This is a genomic window from Micromonospora echinaurantiaca (assembly GCF_900090235.1).
Classification (GTDB): Bacteria; Actinomycetota; Actinomycetes; order Mycobacteriales; family Micromonosporaceae; genus Micromonospora; species Micromonospora echinaurantiaca.
Genome location: NZ_LT607750.1, coordinates 5051081 through 5066091, shown reverse-complemented (window position 1 = coordinate 5066091; position 15011 = coordinate 5051081). Strand labels below are relative to the sequence as shown.

Here is a 15011-nt window from a genome sequence, read left to right as displayed (position 1 = left end):
GTAGTCGCCTCACTCCGTCAGCCGAGAGCCGGGAGGTCTGGTGGAGAGGTATCCCCCCGTGGAGGCGCACGGCCTGATCGGTGACCTGCAGACCTCGGCGCTGATCACCAGGGACGGGACCATCGACTGGTTCTGCGCGCCCCGGTTCGACTCGCCGAGCGTGTTCGGCGGGCTGCTGGACCGGCGGAAGGGGGGCCACTTCCAGGCCTCGCCGTGCGGGATCGACTACGTGAGCAAGCAGCTCTACCTGCCCGGCACGCCGATCCTGATCACCCGGTTCCTCAGCGCGGACGGCGTCGGGGAGCTGATCGACTTCATGCCGGTCGCCGGCGAGCGGGCGACCGAGCACCACCGGCTGGTCCGGATGCTGCGGGTCGTCCGCGGCAGCATGCGGTTCCGGATCGACTGCCGGCCGCGGTTCAACTACGGACGTGACCCGCACCAGCTCGAGGTCCATCCGGACGGCACCGTCTTCCGTAGCCCGACCCTCTCGCTCACCCTCAACCCGGTCCGCTACGGCGACCGGCCTCGCCTGCGCGACGAGGAGATCCACCGGGAGCAGGACGGCATCTGCATGACCGCCACCTTCCAGGAGGGCGAGGCCGGGGGCGTGGTGCTGGAGACCGCAGCGCCCACGCCGCCACGCCCGTACGCCCCGATGGAGGTGCGGGAGCTGCTGGAGGAGACGCGTGACTTCTGGCGGCGCTGGCTCGCCCGCTCCCAGTACTCGGGCCGGTGGCGGGAGATGGTCGAGCGGTCCGCGATGACGCTGAAGCTCATGACGTACGCCCCGACCGGCGCGCTCATCGCCGCGCCCACCGCCGGGCTGCCCGAGCAACTCGGCGGCGAACGCAACTGGGACTACCGCTACACCTGGGTTCGGGACGCGTCCTTCTCGGTGCACGCCCTGCTCAGCCTGGGCTTCACCGACGAGGCCAACGGTTACCTGGGTTGGCTCAACGACCGGATCCGGCAGGCGCGGCAGGACGAGTCACCGCTGCAGGTCATGTACCGGGTCGACGGCTCGCCCGACCTCACCGAGGAGGTCCTCGACCATCTGGAGGGCTACCGGGGCTCGGCGCCGGTACGGATCGGCAACGGCGCCGCGCGCCAGCTGCAACTCGACATCTACGGCGAGGCGCTCAACGCGGTGCACCTCGCCGGTGACCGCGGCCTGCACAGCTCCCACCAGGAGTGGCAGCACATCGTGCACCTGGTGGACTGGCTCTGCGCCAACTGGGACCAGCCCGAGGACGGGATCTGGGAGACCCGCGCCGGCCGGCAGGACTTCACCTACGGCCGGCTGATGTCGTGGGTGGCGTTCGACCGCGCCATCCGGCTCGCCGAGCGGCTCGGGCGGCCGGGCGACGTCACCCGGTGGCGGAACGCGCGCAACGCCGCGTACGAGCAGATCATGACGCGCGGCTTCCACCCCGGGCGCGGCGCTTTCGTGCAGCACTACGCGAGCGACGTGCTGGACGCGTCGCTGCTCGCCATGCCGTCGCTGGGGTTCATCGCGCCGACCGACCCGATGTGGCGGTCGACCCTGCGCGCCATGGACGCCGAGCTGGTCTCCGACAGCCTCGTCTACCGGTACGACCCGGGCGCCTCACCCGACGGCCTCGCGGGCAACGAGGGCACCTTCAGCATGTGCACGTTCTGGTACGTCGAGGCGCTCGCCCAGTCCGGTCGGCTCGACGACGCGCGGCTGACCTTCGAGAAGATGCTGACCTACAGCAACCAGCTCGGGCTGTACTCGGAGGAGATCGCCCCCAGCGGCGAGCAGATCGGCAACTTCCCCCAGGCGTTCAGCCACCTGTCGCTGATCAGCACCGCGACCCACCTCGACCGGCTGCTCGAAGGGCGGGCCTGACCGGGGCGCACCGACCGGGCCGGTGACACCGGCAAGACGACGGTGGACCGGCCCGGCCGGTCGCGGGCACCGGCGGGGGAGGGGCCCGGCGTCGGCCTAGCGCCCGCCGATTCGCGCCGCGAGGCTCGCCCGGTAGTGCGGGCACTCGGCGATGTCCTCGTGCTCGCACCGGAGCGCGACGTCGATGATCTCCAACGACGCCTGGGCGCGGGCGATCCGCTCGGTCAGGGCGGACCGTTGCCGGGCCAGGATCCGCCGACGCTCGGCCGGGTCCGGCTCGTCGAGCACGGCGCGGACGTCGTCCAGGCTGAAGCCCGCCTCCTTGGCCCGCAGGATCGTCGCGATCCGGTACAGGTCGGCGGTGCCGTAGCGCCGCCGGCCGGCCACCGCCCGGGCGGGGAAGAGCAGCCCGACGGACTCCCAGTGCCGCAGCACGTGGGTGGGCAGCCCGAACCGGGCGGCGATCTCGCCGATGCTCAGGTCCGGCTGGTCGCTGGTTGACTTCATGTCGACATGAAGTCGCACCATGGCCGGCATGTCAACGTACGACGAGGTCCACCGGCTGATCCGGCTGCTCGACGCCAGCGACGACAGTCTGGACGCGACGGCGCTCCGCGCCCGTTCGTACGCCCTGCTGGGCCTGACCGACGGCGCGCCGGTGGTCGACGTCGGCTGCGGGACCGGCCGGGCGGTGGCGGAGCTGGCAGCGCTCGGGGCGCGGCCGGTCGGCGTGGACCGGGACCCGCGGATGATCGCGGTGGCCCGGGACCGGCAGCCCGGTGCGGACCTGCGGGTGGCGGACGCCGCCGCGCTGCCGCTGCCGGACGGCGCGGTCCTCGGGTACCGGGCGGACAAGGTCCTGCACGACCTCGCCCGACCGGACCGGGCGCTGGCGGAGGCGCGGCGGGTGCTCGCTCCCGGCGGCCGGATCGTGCTGGTCGGCCAGGACTGGGACGCCATCGTGGTCGACTCCGGCGAACCCGCGCTGACCCGCGCCATCGTGCAGGCCCGGGCCGACGGCATCGTCAGCCCGCGGGCCGCCCGCGGCTACCGCGGCCTGCTGCTGGACGCCGGCTTCGCGGCGCCGGAGGTGGAGGTGCACACCTGGGTGCGCACCGGCGAGGAGGTCCTGCCGATGCTGGCCGGGCTCGCCGGCCCCGCGGTCGCGGCAGGAGTGGTCAACCGGGCGGAGGCGGAGGCTTGGCTCGCCGACCAGCGGCGCCGGGCGGAGCGGGACCGCGCCCTCGTCGCCGTCCCGCTCTTCGTCGCCGCCGCGAGTCGGGACTGAGGCCGGGAGTCCGGCCACGTCGATGCCGTGCGTCGCGGCGACCCCGGCGTCCCGGAGACCGACCCGCGCGCACGGACGACCGGGGGCAACCAATCGTCAACCGATGGTTGACGAAGCCAGTAGCGTCAACTTAGGGTTGACGCATGACCAATCCACTTCCCATGAACAACCCGGTCCGGCTCGACGACCTGATCGAGGCCATCAAGAAGGCGCACTCCGACGCGCTCGACCAGCTGGCCGGCGCGGTCATCGTCGCCGACCACCTCGGTGAGGTGGCCGACCATCTGATCGGCCACTTCGTGGACCAGGCCCGGCGCTCCGGCGCCTCGTGGACCGAGATCGGCCGCAGCATGGGCGTGACCAAGCAGGCCGCGCAGAAGCGGTTCGTGCCGAAGTCCGCCGACGCGCCGCTCGACCCGCAGCAGGGCTTCAGCCGGTTCACCCAGCGGGCCCGCAACGTGGCGATGGCCTCCCAGAACGAGGCGCGGGCCACCGGGCACGCCGAGATCCGCCCGGAGCACATCACGCTCGGGCTGCTCAGCGAGCCGGAGGCGCTGGCCGCGAAGGCGATCGTCGCGCAGGGCGTCCCGCTGGAGCGGGTCCGCGAGGCCGCGCTCGCCGCGCTGCCGGCGGCGTCGGCCGCCGAGGTCCCCGACCTCATCCCGTACGACGCGCAGAGCAGGAAGGCGATGGAGCTGACCTTCCGCGAGGCGCTCCGGCTCGGGCACAACTACATCGGCACCGAGCACATCCTGCTCGCCCTGCTGGAGTTGGAGCACGGCAGCGGCGTGCTGGCCGGCCTCGGCGTCGACAAGACCGCCGCCGAGACCTGGCTCGTCGCCGCGCTGGAAGCCCTGACGAAGAAGGCCTCCTGACGCGTCGTCAGGAGGTGGCGGGGAAGCCGTACCGGGCGGCGTGCTCCGGGTCGGCCGGGTCGATCTGGCGGATCCCGGCGTCGGCGAGGCGCTTGTTCACCTCGTCGAGCCGTTCGCGCACCAGCCGGGCCTCCTCCTCGGTGACCCGGCCCCGGTGCGGCTTGCCGGCGTGCTCGACGGTGCCGTAGTCGAGCCGCTCGGCGCTGCGGCGGGACTTGGGCGGGCGGACCCGCTCCGCGGTCCTGAGCAGCTGTGCCATCGGCACGTCGGTGGCCATCGCGTCGAACTCGCTGGCGGTCAGTACCACCCGGCGCGGTTCGCCGCCGCCGTGCCGGTCGTGGATCTCGACCACCGCGACGTCCAGCGCCGCGTCGTCGATGCTCTCCACCTCGACCGGGGTGGCGTCCAGTTGCACGGGCCCGGCCACCAGGTCAGGGTGCTCCAGCACGACGACGCGGACCACCTCGTCGTCGGGGCGCAGCACCGTGCCGCTGAAGTCGGAGACGTGGATCGTCTTCTTGCCCATGCGCTGAGCTTCTCCTGTCGTGGGCCGGGTTCCGGACCCCAAGAAATTACCCGACAGGTGTGCGAAAGCCCCCGTTGGACCGCCCGGGAGTGTCGCCCGGGTCAGAGGCTGCCCTTCGGCGCCACCCACTCCGTGGGCTGGCCGGTGAGCGCGGCGATCCGGTCCTGGTCGGCGTCGTAGTGGAGCACCGTCGCGCCGTGAGGCACCAGCTTGCGGCGCGGTCTGGTGCGTCAGCGGGTGTTGAGGCCGCGCCGTGCGGAGGCGCCGGCCGGCAGCTTGTTCAGCTCGCTCCAGGGCAGCGCATCGGTGCCGGCGGGGGCCCGGTTGCCCCGGTACGGCGGCTGGCCCGGGAACCGTCCGGCGGTCCCGGGGACCCGCCAGAGGCGCTCGGTGTCCTGCTGGTACCGGTCATTCGGCTGATTCGGCATGACCATTACCGTCCCAAAGAAAGTTGTACATGTATGGAAATGAATATGACGCGGGATCGATGGATCAGGTTCCCGTGGCGGGCAGGCGGACCACGAACCGGCACCCGTCGGTGAGGTTCTGTACGTCTACCCGGCCGCCGTGCGCCTCAATCAGCCCGCGCACGATCGCCAGGCCCAGCCCGCCCGACCCGGCGCGGTGCCCGTTGCCCGGTCGCGGCGTACGCGCCGGCTCGCCCCGGAACGCCACGTCGAAGACCCGGGGCAGATCGTCCTCCGGGATCCCGCCGCAGGTGTCGGCCACCGCCAGCCAGGCGGCGTCGGCGTCGCGCCCGCCGTCGATCCGTACCGTGCCGTCCTCGGGGGTGTAGCGGACCGCGTTGAGCAGCAGGTTGCTCACCACCCGGGCCAGTTCCGGCTCGCTGGCCTGCACGGTCGGCCAGCCGGTCTCGGCGGCGACCAGCCGGATCCGCCGGGCGGCGGCCAGTGGCGCGGCGCCGGCCAGCGCGTCGGAGACCACGTCGCCGAGCGGCACCGCCGACAGTGACAGCCGCAGCGCGCCGGCGTTGATCCGGGACAGCTCGAACAGGTCGTCGACCAGCCGGGTCATCCGGTCGGTCTCGACCCGGATCCGGCGGTGGTACTCGGCGACCGTCTCCGGGTCGAGCACCACCCGGTCCTCCAGCGCCTCCGCCATCGCCCGCAGCCCGGCCAGCGGGGTGCGCAGGTCGTGCGACACCCAGGCGACCAGGTCGCGCCGCCCCTGCTCGATCCGCCGTTCCCGCTCGCGGGCCTGGTCGGCCCAGACCGCGGCGGCGGCGAGCCGGCGGGCGAAGAGCCAGCCGACGGCCAGGCTGACCGTCGCCGCCGCCGCGACGGTGATCAGCACCACCTCGAGGTCGTGGGCGGAGAGGAACATCGCCTCGGCGACCACTGCCACGCCGGCCACCACCGCGGTCACGGTGACCGTCAGCAGCACCACGATGTGGACGGTGATCGACCGGCCGCGCAGCAGCCGCAGGGCGAGCGCGCCGGCGGCGCCCACGCAGAGCGCCGCGGCGAGCGCCGCCGCGAAGATCAGGGCCAGGTCACGCATCGGTCGGCTGGTACCGGTAGCCCACGCCCCAGACCGTCACGATCCGCCGTGGGTCCGCGGGATCGGCCTCCACCTTCTCGCGCAGCCGCCGTACGTGCACGGTCACCGTCGACTCGTCGCCGAAGCTCCAGCCCCACACCCGCTCCAGCAGCTCCGTCCGGCGGAACGCCCGTGCCGGGTGTCGCATCAGGTGCGCCAGCAGGTCGAACTCGCGCAGCGTCAGGGCCAGCTCGCGCCCGTGCAGCCGGGCCACCCGGGGCCCGGTGAGCACCTCCAGCCCGCCGTCGGTGAGCACCTGCGGCACCGTCCCGGCCGGCTCGCCGCCGGCCCGGCGCAGCACCGAGCGGACCCGCAGCACCAGCTCCCGGGGAGAGAACGGTTTGCCCAGGTAGTCGTCCGCGCCGAGTTGCAGGCCGAGAATCCGGTCGGCCTCGTCACCGCGCGCGGTGAGCATCACGATGGGTACGCCGTCCGGCCGGGAGCGCAGCCGCCGGCAGACCTCCAGGCCGTCCAGCACCGGCAGCATCAGGTCGAGCACCACCAGGTCGGGCGGCTCCGCGGCGACCGCGGCCAGCGCGGCGGCGCCGTCGCCGACGTGGTCGACCTGGTATCCGGCGTGCTCCAGGTAGCGGCAGACGACGTCGCTGACCGTCCGGTCGTCGTCGACGACCAGCACCCGCTGGGTCACCGGGCACCTCCCTCGCGCCGGCCCAGCGTAGCTAGAGGTACGCCGCCGCAGGTCTTGCCATCTCCTTACGGCTCGACCAGCGCAGTGACGGGCACCACTTCCTCTAATACCCCTGGGGGGTATATGGTCGGTGGCATGAGCAACGCGAACCTGACCCGACTGGCGATCACCGCGACGCTGCACTGCCTCACCGGCTGCGCCATCGGCGAGGTGCTCGGCATGGTCATCGGCACCGCCCTCGGCTGGTCCGACCTCGGCACCATCGCGCTGGCGGTCGGCCTGGCCTTCCTCTTCGGCTACTCGTTCACCATCCGCCCGGTGCTCCGCTCGGGCGTGCCGCTGCGCACGGCGGTCAAGGTGGCGCTGATCGCCGACACGGTGAGCATCGGCGTGATGGAGGTGGTCGACAACGGCGTCATGCTGGCCATCCCCGGCGCCATGGAAGCGGGCCTGACCAGCTGGGTGTTCTGGGCCAGCCTGGCCGGCGCCCTGGCGGTGGCCTTCGTGGTCACCGTGCCGGTCAACCGCGCGCTGATCGCCCGTGGTCGCGGCCACGCGGTCACCCACCAGTACCACGCCGGCCACGGCCAGCACGCCGGACACGACGCAGGGCAGCACGAAGGGCGCGCGGCCGCCGGGCATGCCGACCACGGCGAGCACGCCGGTCACGCGGGGCATGGCGCGGAGGCCGGGCACGCCGACCACGCCGGGCGCGACACGGGGCATGCCGACCACGCCGGGCACGACGCGGGGCGCGGTCGGCGCTGACCGGTTCGGTACGCCGGGCGGAGCCGCCCGGCGTACCGTGATCGGATTCCGGTCCGGTGGACGACGGCGCAGGGAGGTGGATCGGTGCTCGACCGGCGACTCCACCTGCATCTGGCCAGCTGGCTCGGGCAGTGGCCCGCCGGCCCGGGTCTGCACGTGGTCGGTTCGCACCGCCGGGCCCGCCCCGCCTGGGACGGCCGACTCCGCCCGGCGATCGCGGTCCGGGCCGGCGCGAGCACCGTGCTGTCGGTGCCACCGGACCGGGTCGCGGCGGTCCGGGAGCTGGCCCGGCGGCCGAAGCGCCTGCTGCCGGAGTTGCCCGCGGCGGTCGGCCACCGGGGCTGGGCGCTGCACGACGACGTCTTCCGGTGGAGTTCGGCGCCGGCCCCGCTGCCCGACGTGGGGGAGTGGATCTCCCCGGAGGATCCGGGGCTGCCGGCCTGGCTGCGGCTGTTCGACCGGGCGGTGCTGGTGGTCCGCGACGACCGTGGCCACTACCTCGCCGGGGTGGGGATCAAGCGGCACGACGCGTACGGCCACGAGTTGGCGGTGGGGACGGTGCCCGCCGCCCGGAGCCGCGGCCTGGCCCGGCGCCTGGTCGCCCAGGCGGCCCGCCGGGTGCTCGACGAGGGCGCCGTACCGACCTATCTGCACGATCTCCGCAACGCCGCCTCGGCCCGGGTGGCGGAGGCCGCCGGCTTCCCGGACCGGGGATGGCGGTCGTTCGGGGTCTACCCGAGCTGACCCGCGAAGCGGGCCACGACCGAGGGCGGAGCGGTCCCGACCGGCGGCCGGCGCAGGACGCGGACCGTGGATCCCGGGCCGGATCCACGGTCCGCAGCCTCCCCCCAGGTCCCCGTGGGTCGGGCGACGCTGATTACGCTACGTATCGACATGCGCGACGGCAAGACGCCAGTGCTCGACTCGGAGTGTCGAATAGCGGACTTGACCTGGAGCGGAGTCGACGGGGCCGGTCCGGCCGCTCAGTGACGCAGCGTACGAATCAGGTCGAGGACCTGGCGGGTGACCGGGCGGAGCACCCGCAGCCGGGACAGCGCCACCAGCCGGTCGATGAGCGGCACGGCCCCGTCGATGAGCTGCCGGGTCCGGGCCTGCCCCGGTGACCGGTCGTAGACCCAGTAGAGGATCACCCCCATGTACGCCAGCCAGAGCAGCTCCGGCAGTTGGGGGCGCAGGTCGGCGTCCACCTTGGCGGTGGAGCCGTCCAGCACCTCGGCGAAGAGCGCGACCGCCGCCTGGCGCGGCGCCGAGGACTCCGCCGAGAACGGGCTCAGCGGGGAGGTCGGTTCCGCGGCCGTCTTGAAGAAGCTGGCGGCGAAGTCGTGCGAGGGGGTGAGCACGTCGATGCCGGCGTGCAGCACCCCGGCGAGCCGGGCGGCGAAGTCGGACTCGCGGTCGAGCACCGGCTGGGCCGCCGCCCGGTGCTCGACCTGCGCGCGGGCGTAGAACTCCTGGATCAGGTGGTCCTTGGAGCCGAAGTAGTAGTAGGCGTTGCCCACCGCCACCCCGGCCTCCTGGGCGATCGCGCGCATGGTGGTCTGGGCGTACCCGCGCTCGCGGAACAGCCGCATCGCGGTGTCCAGGATGAGCTGCCGCGTCTGCTCGCCGCGGGCGGTCGCCGGCTCACCCGCAGCGGTCGTCGGCGCAGTCTGCTCGGTCATCGGGGCCACCGTAACCCGGCGGGTCGGGCGTCGGCTCCGGCCACGGCTCGCGGACCCGCTCGCGTACCGCCGAGGCGACCGCCACCACCCGCCGGGCCAGCGGGAGCAGGTGCGGGCGGGCCAGCCGTTCGGCCGTCGACCGGTGCTCGGCCAGCGCCCACAGGCAGGCGAACCATGCGCCGTCGCCCGCGTACACCGCGCCGGTGTCCGCGATGACGGTGAGGTCGCGCAGCGTCGCGGCGTGGTCCAGGCCGGGGAACCGCCGCCGGGCCTCCGCCGAGCCGGCCGGCACGAAGTCCAGCGGTACGAGCTGCGGCCGGGACGCCAGCCAGCCGCGTGCGGCCCGGCACAGCGGGCAGTGCGCGTCGAACAGGACGGTGAACCCCTGGATGCCACCACCGGAGTGCGTGGTGGCATCCGGGAGACCCGCCGCGCCGGCGGGCGGGACGGTCATCGGGCCGGCGGGGCAGCGGTCGGGCCGGCGCCGGGCTGGCCGCCGCCCGCCGGACCGGGCTGGGGGCGGGGGCCGCCGGCGTACGGGCTGGCGTGCGGCTGCGGGCCGACCGGGTGGCCGGCGTGCGGTGCGGGCGTCATCGGCAGCTGGCCGACCGGGGCGAGCGGCGGGTGGGTGGCGAACTGGCGCAGCCGGCCCCGGCGGTAGCGGTTGAGCGCGAAGACGTTGAAGAAGTGCAGCGCGCCGAGCACCAGCAGCACCAGGCCGACCTTGAGCGACAGCTCCTCCATCGCCCCACTGGTCGTACGCACCGGGTCGGGGTGCCGCATGGCGACCGTGACGTAGCCGAGGTTGAGCAGGTAGAAACCGACCACCAACAGGCTGTTCACCGCCTTGGCGAGGCGTTCGTCGGCGAACACCTCCTCGAGGAAGACCAGCCCGTTGCGGGAGAGCGCCCGGGCCACCCAGATGGTGAGCCCGATGCTGATCGCCAGGTAGACCAGGTACATCCAGACCTTCGTGTCCATCCTGAACCTCTCTTGAACGCGTTCAAATCGATTTGGCTCAGCGTAGGCGATGAGTTGAACACGTTCAAGACTGCGTCGACGAATGGCCACGCGACCCCGGGCTGGGTATGGTCGGCTGGCACCGGCACCGGCACGGGCGCCGGGCTCCCTGGTGAGGCGGTGGACGACGTGCGGGCGCAGGACGCGGAGCGGCGGCAGGTGGTGCTGCGGCCGGCCGGTGAGATCGACATGTCCACCGCCGACGCCCTCGAGAGGGAACTGCTGGACGCGGTGCGTTCCGCCGATGTCGACGAAGTCCTCGTCGATCTGGCCGGCGTCGCGTTCCTCGACTCCAGCGGGGTTCGGGTGCTGGTCCACGGCGCGGTGGTGGCCCGGGAGCGCGCCGTGACGCTCCGGGCGGCCCGGCCGCAGCCGGTGGTGGCCCGGGTGCTGCGGATCACCTCGGTCGATGCCCTGCTCGGGTTGACCGACGGGGGCGCCGAGGACCACGCCGACCACGGCTTGCCCGCGCCGGACTGACGGTCAGGGTTCGGCGTTCGCGGACGCCTCGGCCGACCACTCGACCAGCAGCAGCGTGGCGTCGTCGCGGTCCGTCCCGCCCAGGTGCTCGGTGACCGCGTGGCTCAGCCGACGCAGGATCTCGGCCGCCGGCAGGCCGGAGCTGATCTGGCGCTCGGCGAGATCGGTCAGCCTGGGCAGGCCGAACAGTTCGCCGCTCGTACTGCGCGCCTCGGTGACCCCGTCGGTGTGCAGCAGCAACCGGTCGCCCCGCTCCAGCCGGGTCTGCGCCGGCACGGCCTGGTCGGCCAGGCCGAGCGGGAGGCGCCGGCCGCCGGTCATCTCCCGCACCGCCCGCCCGCCCCGCAGCAGCAGCGGCGGCGGGTGCCCGGCGACGACGTACCGGAGCACGCCGGTGCGGGTGTCGAACTCGGCCAGCACCCCGGTGACGAAGCGGGCGTCGCGCCACTGGCTCGTGATGGCGGTGTCCACCGAGCGGGCCAGCCCGGGCAGATCGCTGCCGGCCCGCCGCGCCGCGCGCAGCGCGGAGAGCGCGACCGAGGTGGTGAGCACCGCCGGCAGGCCGCGACCCACCCCGTCCAGGATCGCCAGGGAGAGGACCCCGGCGTCCAGGGCGTAGTCGAACGCGTCCCCGCCGACCTCGTAGCAGGGTTCGAGCAGGGCGCTGATCGCGGTGTTCGGGGCGGCGAAGGTCAGCGGTGGCAGCAGTTGCCAGAGCAGTTCGGCGGAGACCGCCATCGGCCGGCTGCGCCGGGCCCGGTGCAGCACGTCGCCGTACGCGATCTTGCTCGTCACCAGGTGCCCGATCAGGCCGGCGATCAGCCGGCAGCCGTCCTGGAGCGACGAGTCGGACGGGTCGACGGCGGCCGCCGGGAAGACCTCCAGCAGTCCCAGCCGGTCGGTGCCGTTCACGATCGGCACCCAGAGCCGGGGCGGCGGCCCGTGCCCGATGAGCGGCTCGACGTGGGTGAAGGCGCGGCCGGCCAGGCTGGTGTCGATCGGCAGCGCGTCCGGCGCCGGCCGGCCCGGCTCGGGCAGCGGACGCAGGTCGCACTGCTCGGCGTCGACCAGGTAGACGGTGGCCGTGGCGCCCAGTGGTCGCAGTACGACGCCGACCGCCACCGCCAGCTCGTCCGGCGGCAGCCGGTGCGACCGGGACACGAGGTCGGCCAGTGCCCGGCGCCAGGGGTCGGAGGCGGTCATCCCATCCGCATACCCCGCGCCGGCCCGGTCAATGCCCGGCCTGGCTCCGCCCGGTCCCAGGGCTGCCCGGCCTGCCCGCCTGGTCCGCCCACCCGGCGGGGCTGCTCGCCTGGTCCGCGGGCGGGCGGGGGCGGTCCGCCCGGCCGTCCGCCCGGCGAGGCGATCCGCCTGACCCGCCCGGCGGTGCGGTCCGCTGGCCCGGCGTCAGGCGGTCAGCCCGAGGGCCTCGGCGGCGGCCCGGCCGTTGGCGTGGCTGGCGCCGTAGGTGGTGACGAACGCCCGGACGCCGGCCGGCCGCCAGCTCGCCGGCCACCCCATCTCGACCACGGTCACCGGATGCTCGGCGGCCAGCGCGGTGACCAGCTCGGGACCGCCGGGCAGCCGGTGCAGGTGCCGGCCGACCAGCACGATCGGCCGGGACCCGGCGAGCCCGCGCAGGGTGGCCGGTTCGGTCTCCGCGGCGACCACCCGGATCTCCTCGGCCTCGGCCAGGTGCGGGCCGAGTCCCCAGGGCACCCGGCCCTCGGCGATGGTGGCGGCGGCGTGCAACTGGACCACCAGCGGCCGGTCCAGGTCGGTGAGGGTGCCCTCCACCCGGACGGCGCGGCGCGCGGCCGCGTACCCCAGGTCGGTGGCGGCGGCGGAGATCCCGCCGGCGGCCCCGGTCCAGGCGGCCAGCGCGGCGGCCCGACCGGCGGCCTCCTCCACCCGGGAGCGGTCCAGCCGGCCGTCGGCCAGCGCCGCGACGATCTCGGCGACCACCCGCTCGACCAGCTCGGCGTCGACCTGGGCGCCGATACAGAGCAGGTCGGCGCCGGCGGCGAGGGCCCGGACGGCGGCCGGCCCCACCCCGCCCGCGGCGATCGCGGCGCCCTTCATCTCCAGCGCGTCGGTGATCACGGTGCCGGTGAAGCCGTACTCCCCGCGCAGCAGGTCCACCAGGACGGCCCGGCTGAAGGTGGCCGGGCCGTCGCCGGTCAGCGCGGGTACCCGGATGTGCGCGGTCATCACCGCCTGGGTACCGGCGGCGACCACCGCGGCGAACGGGGGCAGGTCGCGCTCCCGCAGCACCTCGACCGGTACGTCCACGGTGGGCAGTTCGTGGTGCGAGTCGGCGATCGTGGCGCCGTGCCCGGGAAAGTGCTTGGCGCAGGCGGCGACGCCGGCGGCCTGGAGCCCGGCCACCGCGGCGGCGGAGTGTGCGGCGACCCGGATCGGATCGGCGCCGAACGAGCGGGTGCCGATCACCGGGTTCTCGTCGGCGGTGTTGACGTCGACGGTGGGCGCGAGGTTGACAGTGATACCGAGCGCGGCCAGCTCGGCCCCGATGGCCTCGTAGACGCGTCGGGTCAGCGCCACGTCGCCGACCGCGCCGAGCGCCGCGTTGCCGGGATAGGGGCTGCCGGTGGCGTGGGCGAGCCGGGTGACGTCGCCGCCCTCCTCGTCGATGGCGATCAGCACGTCGGCGCGGCCGGCCCGCAGCGCGGCGGTGCTGGCCGCCACCTGGGCCGGGTTGTGCACGTTCGTGCCGAACAGGGTGTGCCCGGCGAGCCCCTCGGCGACCAGGTCCACCGCCCAGTCCGGTGGCACCGGGCCCGGGTACGCGGCCAGCAGCGTGCCGAGCGCGAGCCGGCGCAGTCCTGGATCGAGCCCCACGTGATCTCCCCTTCCGGTGCCCGGACGGCACGGACGTCGTGACGGAGGCGGCCGTCCCGGCGGTGATTCGGTGCCGGGTCGTCCGAGTTCTCCGGTGCCCGGTGGCCGATACGCTACGGCTACCCGCTCACCGGTCGGTTTACAGTTAGCAAAGTTTATAGAAGCAGAAGGACGTGGCATGAGTGCGACCCGGTTGCCCGGCACCCCCCGCCTGCTGCGGGCGCTCAACGACCGCGCCGCGCTGGAACTGCTGCTCGAGCAGGGGCCGCTGACCCGGGCGCGGCTCGGCGAGCTGACCGGGTTGTCCAAGGTCACCGCCTCCCAGCTGGTCGAGCGGCTGGAGGAGCGCGGGCTGGTCACCCGGGTCGGCGAGCAGGCCGGCGGGCGGGGACCGAACGCCCAGCTCTACGCGGTGCGGCCGGGCAGCGCGCACGTGGTCGGGGTGGACGTCGGCCCGGACCGGGTGGTCGCCGCCTGCGCGGACATCACCGGCGCGGTGATCGGCCGGGTCGAGCAGTCCACCCGGGACACCGATGACCCGGTCGGCGTGGTGCACAACGCGGTGGTCCAGGCGGCCAGCAGCGCGCAGGCCCAGCTGTCGAGCGTCCGGCGGATCGTGCTCGGCACCCCCGGTCTGGTCGACCCGGCCACCGGCGACATCACCTTCGCCTTCAACCTGCCGCGCTGGCACAGCGGCCTGCTCGGCGCGCTCCGAGACGACCTGCACACCCCGGTGGTCTTCGAGAACGACGTCAACCTGGCCGCGGTGGCCGAGGCGCAGTCCGGCGCCGCCCGCGGGGTGACCGACTTCGTGCTGGTCTGGGTCGGCGCGGGCGTCGGTCTGGCGATCATGCTCGGCGGGCGGCTGCACCACGGCAGCAGCGGCGCCGCGGGCGAGATCGGCTACCTGCCGGTGCCCGGCGCGCCCATCCCGCGTGACGTGTCCCGCCGGGCCAAGCCGGCCTTCCAGCAGTTGGTCGGTGGGGACGCGGTGCGCGCGTTGGCCCGCGAGCACGGCTACCCCGGCGACAGCGCCACCGCGGCGGTGCGCGCGGCGATCGCGGACGGCACGGCGGGCGGCCCGATGCTCGACGAGCTGGCCCGGCGGCTGGCGCTCGGCGTGGCCAGCACCTGCGTGGTGCTGGACCCGCCGCTGGTGGTGCTCGCCGGCGAGGTCGGCCAGGCGGGCGGCGCGGCACTGGCCGAGCGGGTGCAGCACGAGGTGGCGGCGATCACCCTGGTCCGGCCCCGGGTGGTGCCGACCGGGCTGACCGAGGAGCCGATCCTCAACGGCGCGCTGCGGACCGCGCTGGACGCCGTCCGTGACGAGGTCTTCGGTTCCACCGTCGGTTGACCCGGCGCGCCGGCCCGCCCCCGCTCCGGGTGATGCCGTCGCGGCGGCGCGGGACGCCGCGCCCGCCTCGGCGGGGC

The 15011-nt window shown here is 74.5% G+C and carries 17 protein-coding genes; 7 read left to right on the top strand and 10 right to left on the bottom strand.

Annotated features, from left to right (window positions below; translation table 11 throughout):
• Nucleotides 1-40: 40 nt before the first annotated feature.
• Nucleotides 41-1873, top strand: a complete 1833-nt coding sequence (locus tag GA0070609_RS22760; RefSeq protein ID WP_088995657.1) for a glycoside hydrolase family 15 protein — start codon at nt 41-43, stop codon at nt 1871-1873.
• Nucleotides 1874-1969: 96 nt separating this feature from the next.
• Here GA0070609_RS22760 and GA0070609_RS22755 read toward each other — a convergent pair whose 3' ends face one another.
• Complete coding sequence (locus tag GA0070609_RS22755; RefSeq protein ID WP_088995656.1) at nt 1970-2380, bottom strand: MerR family transcriptional regulator; 411 nt, start codon at nt 2378-2380, stop codon at nt 1970-1972.
• 28 nt (nt 2381-2408) lie between these two features.
• Between GA0070609_RS22755 and GA0070609_RS22750 the strand changes: the two genes are divergently transcribed.
• Nucleotides 2409-3161: a methyltransferase domain-containing protein gene (locus GA0070609_RS22750; RefSeq protein ID WP_231928383.1), complete on the top strand. Its 753-nt coding sequence runs from the start codon at nt 2409-2411 to the stop codon at nt 3159-3161.
• 143 nt (nt 3162-3304) lie between these two features.
• Nucleotides 3305-4036, top strand: a complete 732-nt coding sequence (locus GA0070609_RS22745; RefSeq protein WP_172899392.1) for a Clp protease N-terminal domain-containing protein — start codon at nt 3305-3307, stop codon at nt 4034-4036.
• Between the two features lie 7 nt (nt 4037-4043).
• Here the strand turns inward: GA0070609_RS22745 and GA0070609_RS22740 are convergent, their stop codons facing one another.
• The 4 genes from GA0070609_RS22740 to GA0070609_RS22720 all read right to left on the bottom strand — a co-directional run bounded on the left by GA0070609_RS22740 (nt 4044) and on the right by GA0070609_RS22720 (nt 6771).
• Nucleotides 4044-4562 (bottom strand): hypothetical protein, encoded by a 519-nt coding sequence (locus GA0070609_RS22740; protein ID WP_088995653.1) that lies wholly within the window; start codon nt 4560-4562, stop codon nt 4044-4046.
• A gap of 230 nt (nt 4563-4792) precedes the next feature.
• Entirely contained in the window at nt 4793-4990 is a 198-nt protein-coding gene (locus GA0070609_RS22730) for a DNA repair protein (protein WP_088997913.1), read from the bottom strand.
• 64 nt (nt 4991-5054) lie between these two features.
• Nucleotides 5055-6083 carry a sensor histidine kinase gene (locus GA0070609_RS22725; protein ID WP_088995652.1) on the bottom strand — a complete coding sequence of 343 codons (1029 nt, stop codon included), beginning with the start codon at nt 6081-6083 and terminating at the stop codon, nt 5055-5057.
• The gene (locus GA0070609_RS22720) at nt 6076-6771 is read right to left on the bottom strand and encodes a response regulator transcription factor (protein WP_088995651.1); all 696 of its coding nucleotides are present in this window, start codon (nt 6769-6771) and stop codon (nt 6076-6078) included. The genes GA0070609_RS22725 and GA0070609_RS22720 overlap by 8 nt, the downstream gene beginning before the upstream one ends.
• A gap of 135 nt (nt 6772-6906) precedes the next feature.
• Between GA0070609_RS22720 and GA0070609_RS22715 the strand changes: the two genes are divergently transcribed.
• Together GA0070609_RS22715 and GA0070609_RS22710 are read left to right on the top strand one after the other, a co-directional pair.
• Nucleotides 6907-7539, top strand: a complete 633-nt coding sequence (locus GA0070609_RS22715; RefSeq protein WP_231928382.1) for a DUF4396 domain-containing protein — start codon at nt 6907-6909, stop codon at nt 7537-7539.
• A gap of 84 nt (nt 7540-7623) precedes the next feature.
• Complete coding sequence (locus GA0070609_RS22710; RefSeq protein ID WP_088995649.1) at nt 7624-8283, top strand: GNAT family N-acetyltransferase; 660 nt, start codon at nt 7624-7626, stop codon at nt 8281-8283.
• Between the two features lie 239 nt (nt 8284-8522).
• Here GA0070609_RS22710 and GA0070609_RS22705 read toward each other — a convergent pair whose 3' ends face one another.
• The 3 genes from GA0070609_RS22705 to GA0070609_RS22695 are packed head-to-tail and all read right to left on the bottom strand — an operon-like array spanning nt 8523 to nt 10202.
• Nucleotides 8523-9221, bottom strand: coding sequence for a TetR family transcriptional regulator (locus GA0070609_RS22705; RefSeq protein WP_088995648.1), 699 nt, complete (start codon nt 9219-9221; stop codon nt 8523-8525).
• Complete coding sequence (locus GA0070609_RS22700; protein WP_088995647.1) at nt 9184-9675, bottom strand: thiol-disulfide oxidoreductase DCC family protein; 492 nt, start codon at nt 9673-9675, stop codon at nt 9184-9186. Before GA0070609_RS22700 ends, GA0070609_RS22705 begins: the two co-directional genes overlap by 38 nt.
• A complete protein-coding gene (locus tag GA0070609_RS22695; RefSeq protein ID WP_088995646.1) occupies nt 9672-10202 on the bottom strand; it encodes a hypothetical protein in 531 nt (176 codons plus the stop codon). Before GA0070609_RS22695 ends, GA0070609_RS22700 begins: the two co-directional genes overlap by 4 nt.
• 159 nt (nt 10203-10361) lie before the next feature.
• On the opposite strand from GA0070609_RS22695, the gene GA0070609_RS22690 reads away from it, so the two are divergent.
• Nucleotides 10362-10721, top strand: a complete 360-nt coding sequence (locus GA0070609_RS22690; protein WP_088995645.1) for an STAS domain-containing protein — start codon at nt 10362-10364, stop codon at nt 10719-10721.
• A gap of 3 nt (nt 10722-10724) precedes the next feature.
• Here the strand turns inward: GA0070609_RS22690 and GA0070609_RS22685 are convergent, their stop codons facing one another.
• Together GA0070609_RS22685 and GA0070609_RS22680 are read right to left on the bottom strand one after the other, a co-directional pair.
• On the bottom strand, nt 10725-11924 hold the full coding sequence (locus tag GA0070609_RS22685) for a PP2C family protein-serine/threonine phosphatase (RefSeq protein ID WP_088995644.1): 1200 nt from the start codon (nt 11922-11924) through the stop codon (nt 10725-10727).
• A gap of 204 nt (nt 11925-12128) precedes the next feature.
• Complete coding sequence (locus GA0070609_RS22680; RefSeq protein ID WP_088995643.1) at nt 12129-13580, bottom strand: glycoside hydrolase family 3 N-terminal domain-containing protein; 1452 nt, start codon at nt 13578-13580, stop codon at nt 12129-12131.
• 178 nt (nt 13581-13758) lie between these two features.
• Between GA0070609_RS22680 and GA0070609_RS22675 the strand changes: the two genes are divergently transcribed.
• On the top strand, nt 13759-14934 hold the full coding sequence (locus GA0070609_RS22675) for an ROK family transcriptional regulator (RefSeq protein WP_088995642.1): 1176 nt from the start codon (nt 13759-13761) through the stop codon (nt 14932-14934).
• Nucleotides 14935-15011: the final 77 nt, after the last annotated feature.

What these genes read in the sequence shown, in the direction of transcription:
- GA0070609_RS22705 (WP_088995648.1), bottom strand. Translation starts at nt 9,221, where the DNA reads ATGACCGAGCAGACTGCGCCGACGACCGCTGCGGGTGAGCCGGCGACC.
- GA0070609_RS22730 (WP_088997913.1), bottom strand. Translation starts at nt 4,990, where the DNA reads ATGCCGAATCAGCCGAATGACCGGTACCAGCAGGACACCGAGCGCCTC.
- GA0070609_RS22740 (WP_088995653.1), bottom strand. Translation starts at nt 4,562, where the DNA reads ATGGGCAAGAAGACGATCCACGTCTCCGACTTCAGCGGCACGGTGCTG.
- GA0070609_RS22675 (WP_088995642.1), top strand. Translation starts at nt 13,759, where the DNA reads ATGAGTGCGACCCGGTTGCCCGGCACCCCCCGCCTGCTGCGGGCGCTC.
- GA0070609_RS22700 (WP_088995647.1), bottom strand. Translation starts at nt 9,675, where the DNA reads ATGACCGTCCCGCCCGCCGGCGCGGCGGGTCTCCCGGATGCCACCACG.
- GA0070609_RS22685 (WP_088995644.1), bottom strand. Translation starts at nt 11,924, where the DNA reads ATGACCGCCTCCGACCCCTGGCGCCGGGCACTGGCCGACCTCGTGTCC.
- GA0070609_RS22725 (WP_088995652.1), bottom strand. Translation starts at nt 6,083, where the DNA reads ATGCGTGACCTGGCCCTGATCTTCGCGGCGGCGCTCGCCGCGGCGCTC.
- GA0070609_RS22755 (WP_088995656.1), bottom strand. Translation starts at nt 2,380, where the DNA reads ATGAAGTCAACCAGCGACCAGCCGGACCTGAGCATCGGCGAGATCGCC.
- GA0070609_RS22695 (WP_088995646.1), bottom strand. Translation starts at nt 10,202, where the DNA reads ATGGACACGAAGGTCTGGATGTACCTGGTCTACCTGGCGATCAGCATC.
- GA0070609_RS22715 (WP_231928382.1), top strand. Translation starts at nt 6,907, where the DNA reads ATGAGCAACGCGAACCTGACCCGACTGGCGATCACCGCGACGCTGCAC.
- GA0070609_RS22745 (WP_172899392.1), top strand. Translation starts at nt 3,305, where the DNA reads ATGACCAATCCACTTCCCATGAACAACCCGGTCCGGCTCGACGACCTG.
- GA0070609_RS22750 (WP_231928383.1), top strand. Translation starts at nt 2,409, where the DNA reads ATGTCAACGTACGACGAGGTCCACCGGCTGATCCGGCTGCTCGACGCC.